This is a genomic window from Streptomyces sp. NPDC059874, from assembly GCF_042731135.1.
GTDB lineage: Bacteria > Actinomycetota > Actinomycetes > Streptomycetales > Streptomycetaceae > Streptomyces.
The window spans coordinates 21,475-27,722 of sequence record NZ_JBHWJY010000102.1 but is presented as its reverse complement, the minus strand read 5'-3'; the positions used below and the strand labels follow the sequence as shown (position 1 = coordinate 27,722).

Genomic DNA, 6,248 nt, shown 5'->3' with positions numbered 1-6,248 from the left:
CCGGCCCGACGAGCACTGTGTCCGGTGGGCCCCCGGGCCCCCGGCCCCCCGGGGCGCCCCCCGGGTGTCTTCTCGCGGGGCGCGCCGTCGTGCGTAGGGGGTGTGTCCCAGGGGTGCTCAGGCGACCAGGCCGGCCAGCTTGCGCAGGGATTCGTTCAGCGCGGCGGTGGCCGAGTCCTTGAGCTTGCCCGCCATCAGGGAGACCGCGGCCCCCGTGAACTCTCCGTCGATGCGGACGGTGGTGGCCCCGCCGTCCGGGGTCAGCGTGTAGCGGGTGAGCACGGCCACGCCCATCGGCCCCTTGCCGGTGATGGCGAAGACGCGCTCGTCCTCCAGCTCGGAGACGGTCCAGACGACTTCGGCCGGGAAGCCCATCATCTTCATGTTCTCGGCGAAGGTGGAGCCGACCGCGAGGGTCTCGGGTCCGCCCTTCGGGAAGTTCGTGTGGGTCATGCTCCACTGGCCGTACGCGTCCCAGTCGGTGAGCTGGGACCAGAGCTTCGCGGCGGACGCCTCGATGCGTGATTCCGCGGTGACTTCGGCCATGCGACCACCCCTTCTCGTCGGATACGTGCGGCGGAACGTAGCCCCGGCGGGCGGAACATTCAATACTGACGACCTGTCAGATATTGGTGAGGGTGGCGGGCGGGGTGAGGGTCGGGGTGTCGTCTCCGTCTCAACAGGTGTCATGCCGGTGACGCTCCTGACGGGCCCTGTCATGATGGCCCGATGCAAGCGTCAGGGAAGAACGCCGGACTGGGCCTCGCCCTCGTCTCGGCGGTTGCGTTCGGTGGTTCCGGGGTGGCGGCGAAGCCGCTGATCGAGGCGGGTCTGGACCCCCTCCACATGGTCTGGCTCAGGGTGGCCGGGGCGGCGCTCGTGCTGTCCCCGTTGGCCTGGCGTCACCGTGACCTCGTGCTGCGCAAGCCCGCGCTGCTCGCGGGCTTCGGGCTGGTCGCCGTCGCCGGTGTGCAGGCCTTCTACTTCGCCTCCCTGTCCCGGATTCCCGTCGGCGTGGCCCTGCTCCTGGAGTACCTGGGGCCGGCGCTGCTGCTCGGTTACATCCGCTTCGTCCAGCGCAAGCCCGTGACGCGCGGCGCCGCCGCCGGCGCGGCCGTGGCCGTCGTGGGGCTGGCCTGCGTGGTCGAGATCTGGGCCGGGGTGCGGCTGGACCTGCTCGGCGTGATCTTCGGCCTCTGTGCGGCCGTGTGCCAGGCGAGCTACTTCGTGTTCGCCGACCAGGGCGCCGACGAGGACGACGCTCCGGATCCGCTCGGCGTGACCGCGTACGGCTTGCTCGTCGGCGCCCTCGTCATGACCGTGATCGCCCGGCCGTGGGAGATCGACTGGCAGGTGCTGGGCGGAGAGGCCGCCATGGGCGACACGATGCTGCCGGCCGCGGTGCTCCTCGGCTGGGTGGTGCTGATCGCGACCGTCTTCGCGTACCTGACCGGCGTCGTCTCCGTACGCAGGCTTTCGCCGCAGATCGCGGGCGTCGTGGCCTTCCTGGAGGCCGTGGTCGCCACCGTGTTGGCGTGGATCCTGCTCGGCGAGCACCTCTCGACCTGGCAGATCGTCGGCGGCGGGCTGGTGCTGGGCGGCGCGTTCATCGCGCAGTCCTCCCGGCCGGCGCCGCCGGAGGTGCCGGCCGATGCGATGGTCCTGGACCGCGAGACCACCAGGGCCTAGGGTGGCGATCATGCATTCGACCGTGCTTCCGCCTCCCGCCGCCTAGGCGCGGGCGGCACCTCCACAAACCACGTGCCCTGGGAGTTCCCGGGCCGATGCGCGCTGCCCGCGAAGCGATGACCTGCTTCTCTCATCCTTCACGCATGCGCGGAGACTTCTCGTGTCGAATCATTCGCCCGCTGTCGGGCGCAGTCTGCTGTACCTCGTCGTCGCCGGAGCCGCCTGGGGCACCGCCGGAGCGGCCGCCTCACTCCTCTTCCTGGCCAGCGACCTCGGCCCGCTCGCCCTGTCCTTCTGGCGGTGCGCGGGCGGGCTCGTGGTGCTGCTGGGGGTGCTCGCCGTACGCGGTCGCCGCCGCGCCGGCGAGGGGCGGGCGCGGCCGTCCAAGGCCTCGCTGATCGGGACCGGGCTGCTGTTCACCCTCTTCCAGGCCGCCTACTTCGCCGCCGTGCGCGAGACCGGCCTCGCGGTCGGCACCGTCGTCACTCTCGGGGCCGGCCCCGTGCTCATCGCGCTCGGGGCCCGGTACTGGACGGGCGAGCGCCTCGGCCGCGGGGGCCTGGTCGCGGTCTGCGGGGCGCTGGCCGGGCTGGCCGTCCTGGTGCTGGGCAGCGGGGGCGGGGAAGTGCGGCCCCTCGGTGTCGGCTGGGCGCTGCTGTCGGCCGCCGGGTACGCGGCCATGACCCTGCGCGCCCGCCGGCTGGGGCAGCGCGGGGTGGGCGGGGACCCCCTCGTGACCACTGCCTGGTCGGTGGCGGTCGGCGCGGTCAGCCTGCTGCCGCTCGCGTGGGCGGAGGGGCTGCTGCCGCACAGTGCCGAGCTCGGGCGGGTGCTGTGGCTGCTGGCGTACGTCGCCATCGTGCCGACCGCGCTCGCGTACGCGCTCTACTTCACCGGGGCCGCCGCCGTGCGGGCCGCGACCGTGTCCGTGATCATGCTGATCGAGCCGGTGAGCGCGGCGGCGATCGCCGTCCTGGTGCTGGGGGAGCGGCTGACCGTCGCGGTGGTGCTGGGAACCGTACTGCTGCTGACGGCGGTGGGGGCGCTGCTCGTGACCGAAGCCCGCCGTCCGGCGGGCGGACCCGGGCCGAAGTCGGCCGGGCCCGCCGTCGTGCGGGAGCGTCCTCAGAGTGCGGTGACGTAGTCCGGGACGGCGATGCCGGGGGTCAGGTCCGCGGCGGGCACGGGGACTCCGTACGCCGGTGCGACGGGGACCACGCCCGACCAGTAGGGCAGGTCCAGGTCCTCGGCGTCGTCGTTGGGGCCGCCGGTACGGAGCTTCGCGGACACCTCGGTCAGGTCCAGTCGGATCACCGCGGTGGCCGCGAGCTCCTTGGCGTTGGCGGGCCGGGAGTCGGCGGAGCGGCCCGGTACCACGTGGTCGACGAGCGCGTCGAGGGCGAGGCGACACTCCGCCTCGTCGGTGACCTGGTACGCGGTGCCGTGAACCACCACCGATCGGTAGTTGAGCGAGTGGTGGAAGGCCGAGCGGGCCAGCACCAGGCCGTCGACGTGGGTCACGGTCACGCAGACGGCCAGGCCCGGGTCGGCCTTGCCGGCCGCGAGCAGCGGGCGCGATCCGGTGGAGCCGTGGATGTAGAGCGCCTCGCCGACGCGGGCGAAGAGGGTGGGCAGCACCACGGGGGCGCCGTCGCGGACGAAGCCGAGGTGGCAGATGTAGGCCTGGTCGAGTATCGAGTGCACCGTCTCGCGGTCGTAGCGCGCCCGGTCCCGGGAGCGGGTCGGGACGGTGCGGGCGGTGGACTCGTACGCCGTCTCTGTCGCGGGGATCGTGGTCATCGTGCGCGCTCCATTGTATTAGTGCATACTTGGGTTTGTGCTAGGAGATTATCGGATCGAAGGGCGCCGCGCATCGGATATCGCGGCCAGTGTCGAAGCGGGCGTCGGCTCGGGCGCGCTCGCGCCGGGAGCGTTGTTGCCGCCGATGCGGGAGTTGGCCGGTGAGCTGGGCGTGAACCCCAACACCGTCGCGGCCGCGTACCGGACGCTGCGCGAGCGTGGGGTCATCGAGACCGACGGGCGGCGCGGCAGTCGGGTGCGGGCCCGTCCGTCGAGCGCGCCCCGGGACGTGCTGCCGATGGCGCTGCCGGCGGGCGTACGGGACCTCACCACGGGCAATCCGGACGTGTCACTGCTTCCGGCGCTGGACGGGGCCCTGGCCGCCGCGGCGCGGCGGTACGCGCAGGCGCCGACCCTCTACGGCGAGGACCCGGTCGTACCGGAACTCGCGCGCCTGGCCCGGGCGGACCTCGACGCGGACGGGGTTCCGGCCGGGCCCGTGGCCGTGACCTCGGGCGCGCTGGACGGGATCGAACGGGTGCTGGCCGCGCACCTGCGGCCGGGGGACGCGGTGGCGGTGGAGGATCCGGGCTGGGCGGCTGCCCTGGACCTGGTCGCGGCGCTCGGGCTGCGGGTGCTGCCGGTGGCCGTGGACGACGACGGTCCTGAGGTGGACGCGGTGGCACGGGCGCTGGCCGCCGGGGCGCGGGCGCTGGTGGTCACCGCGCGGGCGCAGAACCCGACCGGGGCGGTGGTGAGCGCGCAGCGGGCCGGGGAGTTGCGGGCGCTGCTGGCCGGGTACCCGGAGGTGGTGGTGATCGACGACGACCACGGCCACGGGATCGTCGACCTGCCGTTGCGGTCGCTGGGCGGGGTGACCCGGCACTGGGCGCTGGTGCGCTCCACGGCGAAGGCGTACGGGCCGGACCTGCGGCTGGCGGTGCTCACGGGGGACGCGGTGACGCTGGACCGGGTGCGGGGCCGGCAGCGGCTGGGGCCGGGGTGGGTGAGCCGGCTGCTCCAGTACGCGGTGGTGGACCTGTGGACCTCGCACGCCGTGGACCACGCGGCGGTGGCCCGCGCCTACGACGCACGGCGGGACGCGTTGGTCGCGGCGCTGCGGGAGCGGGGGGTGCGGGCGCACGGGCGGAGCGGGCTGAACGTGTGGGTGCCGGTGGCCGCGACCGGCGAGACGGCGGTGGTGGCGGGGCTGCAGGCGGCGGGCTGGGCGGTGTCGGGCGGGGCCCGGCACCGTGTGGAGTCCGGGCCGGGCGTCCGACTGACGGTCTCGACGCTGGCGGTGTCCGAGGTCCCGGCGCTGGCCGATGCGGTGGCGGCCGCGGTCCGCCCGGCTTCCGCTGGTCGCTCCGTCTGACCGGAGTCCGCCGCCCGGCCTCCTGGGGCTCTGCCCCAGACACCGCGCCGCGCGGCAACCCGGCCCTCAATCGGGCCGGGCCCGCGGCCACGGATCAGAGTTCGACGAGGCCGACCAGGCTGAAGATGACTCCGCCCAGGGCCATGAAGGTGGCGAGGAAGCGGTAGAACCCGGCCGTGGCGACCCGCGTCGCCGGGCCCAGATCCCCCTGGGAGTGCCTGCGCAGTTCCGCGTTGTCCTCCGCCCAGCGGGCCAGCCACGCCGCCGATCCGCGGATATTCAGTGCGACCCAGCTGCCGCCGACGAGGGCGATGGGTCCGGCGGTCAGAAGGGCTGTGGCCAAGCTCAAGAGATACCCCCAGGCAGTGTGATGATCGCCCGGACGGTATCAAGGGTCAGGCGGGTCGGCGGGGGCCGGGGCGGGTTTGGGTGAGGGCGGCGCCTGCCAGGATGATCGCGGCGCCCACGGGGGTGTTCCAGTGGAGCTGTTCGCCGAGGACCAGGACGCCCGCCGTGGTGGCCACGACCGGGATGAAGTACGTGACCATCTGCGCGGTGGTCGGGCCGACCTCCGTCACCAGGCCGTACTGCATCTGCAGGGCCATGCCCGTGCCGAGGGCGCCCAGGGCGATCACCGACAGGGTCGGCCAGAGCGGGAACGAGGTCGGGGCCGTCGTGAACAGGGCGCTGACCAGGGCGAGCTGGAGGGTGGAGAGGATGAGCTGGCCGCCGGTCAGGGCCACCGGTGAGCCCGGGGTGCCGGCCAGGGTGCGGCGGACGTAGATCCAGCCGATGGGGTAGCAGAGCGAGGCCAGCAGGGCGAACGCGGTGCCCTTGGCATCGACCCCGGAGAAGCCCTGCCAGGCGCCGAGGACCGTGAGGACGCCGAGGAAGCCCAGTCCCAGGCCGGCGAAGCGACGGCGCGTGGGGCGGTCCTCGGACAGCGCGACCAGGGAGAGCGCCATGCCCCACAGCGGCGATGTGGCGTTGCAGATGCCGGCGAGGCCGGACGGGATGCTCAGCTCCGCGTACGCGAAGAGCGAGAAGGGGGCGGTGTTGAGCAGGAGCGCCGCCACGGCGAGGTGACCCCAGGTGCGCCGGCCTCGGGGGAGCGGCTCGCGGCGTACCAGCAGGACGGTGAGGAGGGCGAGCGCGCCGAACAGGACCCGGCCCAGCGCCACCTGGAAGGGCGCGTAGGCCTCCGTACCCACCTTGATCAGGAGGAAGCTGAAACCCCAGACGACCGACAGGATCGCGAAGCGGACCCGCCAGTCCAGGAGGCGGACCCGGCGGACGGCGGCGGTGGCGGCAATGGCAGTGGTGGCGGAGGCGGTCGAGAGGGTGGGCCGCGGGGCTGTGGGTGCGCTCATGACCTTTACTGTGC

7 protein-coding genes are annotated in these 6,248 nt (G+C 73.7%); 3 read left to right on the top strand and 4 right to left on the bottom strand.

Annotation, left to right across the window (positions count from 1 at the left end; translation table 11 throughout):
* Positions 1-117 precede the first annotated feature (117 nt).
* On the bottom strand, positions 118-546 hold the full coding sequence (locus ACFV9H_RS36655) for an SRPBCC family protein (RefSeq protein WP_385407290.1): 429 nt from the start codon (positions 544-546) through the stop codon (positions 118-120).
* Positions 547-729: 183 nt separating this feature from the next.
* On the opposite strand from ACFV9H_RS36655, the gene ACFV9H_RS36650 reads away from it, so the two are divergent.
* Positions 730-1,689 carry a DMT family transporter gene (locus ACFV9H_RS36650; protein ID WP_385407287.1) on the top strand — a complete coding sequence of 320 codons (960 nt, stop codon included), beginning with the start codon at positions 730-732 and terminating at the stop codon, positions 1,687-1,689.
* A gap of 160 nt (positions 1,690-1,849) precedes the next feature.
* Complete coding sequence (locus tag ACFV9H_RS36645; RefSeq protein ID WP_385407285.1) at positions 1,850-2,833, top strand: DMT family transporter; 984 nt, start codon at positions 1,850-1,852, stop codon at positions 2,831-2,833.
* On the opposite strand, the gene ACFV9H_RS36640 is transcribed toward ACFV9H_RS36645, so the two are convergent.
* A complete protein-coding gene (locus ACFV9H_RS36640; RefSeq protein ID WP_385407283.1) occupies positions 2,815-3,489 on the bottom strand; it encodes a pyridoxamine 5'-phosphate oxidase family protein in 675 nt (224 codons plus the stop codon). The two genes, ACFV9H_RS36645 and ACFV9H_RS36640, sit on opposite strands and share 19 nt — an antisense overlap.
* Positions 3,490-3,526: 37 nt before the next feature.
* On the opposite strand from ACFV9H_RS36640, the gene ACFV9H_RS36635 reads away from it, so the two are divergent.
* Positions 3,527-4,864, top strand: a complete 1,338-nt coding sequence (locus tag ACFV9H_RS36635) for an aminotransferase class I/II-fold pyridoxal phosphate-dependent enzyme (RefSeq protein ID WP_385407280.1) — start codon at positions 3,527-3,529, stop codon at positions 4,862-4,864.
* A gap of 94 nt (positions 4,865-4,958) precedes the next feature.
* Here ACFV9H_RS36635 and ACFV9H_RS36630 read toward each other — a convergent pair whose 3' ends face one another.
* Positions 4,959-5,207: a hypothetical protein gene (locus ACFV9H_RS36630; protein ID WP_385407278.1), complete on the bottom strand. Its 249-nt coding sequence runs from the start codon at positions 5,205-5,207 to the stop codon at positions 4,959-4,961.
* A 52-nt stretch (positions 5,208-5,259) separates the two neighbouring features.
* On the bottom strand, positions 5,260-6,234 hold the full coding sequence (locus ACFV9H_RS36625) for a DMT family transporter (protein ID WP_385407275.1): 975 nt from the start codon (positions 6,232-6,234) through the stop codon (positions 5,260-5,262).
* Positions 6,235-6,248 lie beyond the last annotated feature (14 nt).

What these genes read in the sequence shown, in the direction of transcription:
- ACFV9H_RS36625 (WP_385407275.1), bottom strand. Translation starts at nt 6,234, where the DNA reads ATGAGCGCACCCACAGCCCCGCGGCCCACCCTCTCGACCGCCTCCGCC.
- ACFV9H_RS36640 (WP_385407283.1), bottom strand. Translation starts at nt 3,489, where the DNA reads ATGACCACGATCCCCGCGACAGAGACGGCGTACGAGTCCACCGCCCGC.
- ACFV9H_RS36650 (WP_385407287.1), top strand. Translation starts at nt 730, where the DNA reads ATGCAAGCGTCAGGGAAGAACGCCGGACTGGGCCTCGCCCTCGTCTCG.
- ACFV9H_RS36655 (WP_385407290.1), bottom strand. Translation starts at nt 546, where the DNA reads ATGGCCGAAGTCACCGCGGAATCACGCATCGAGGCGTCCGCCGCGAAG.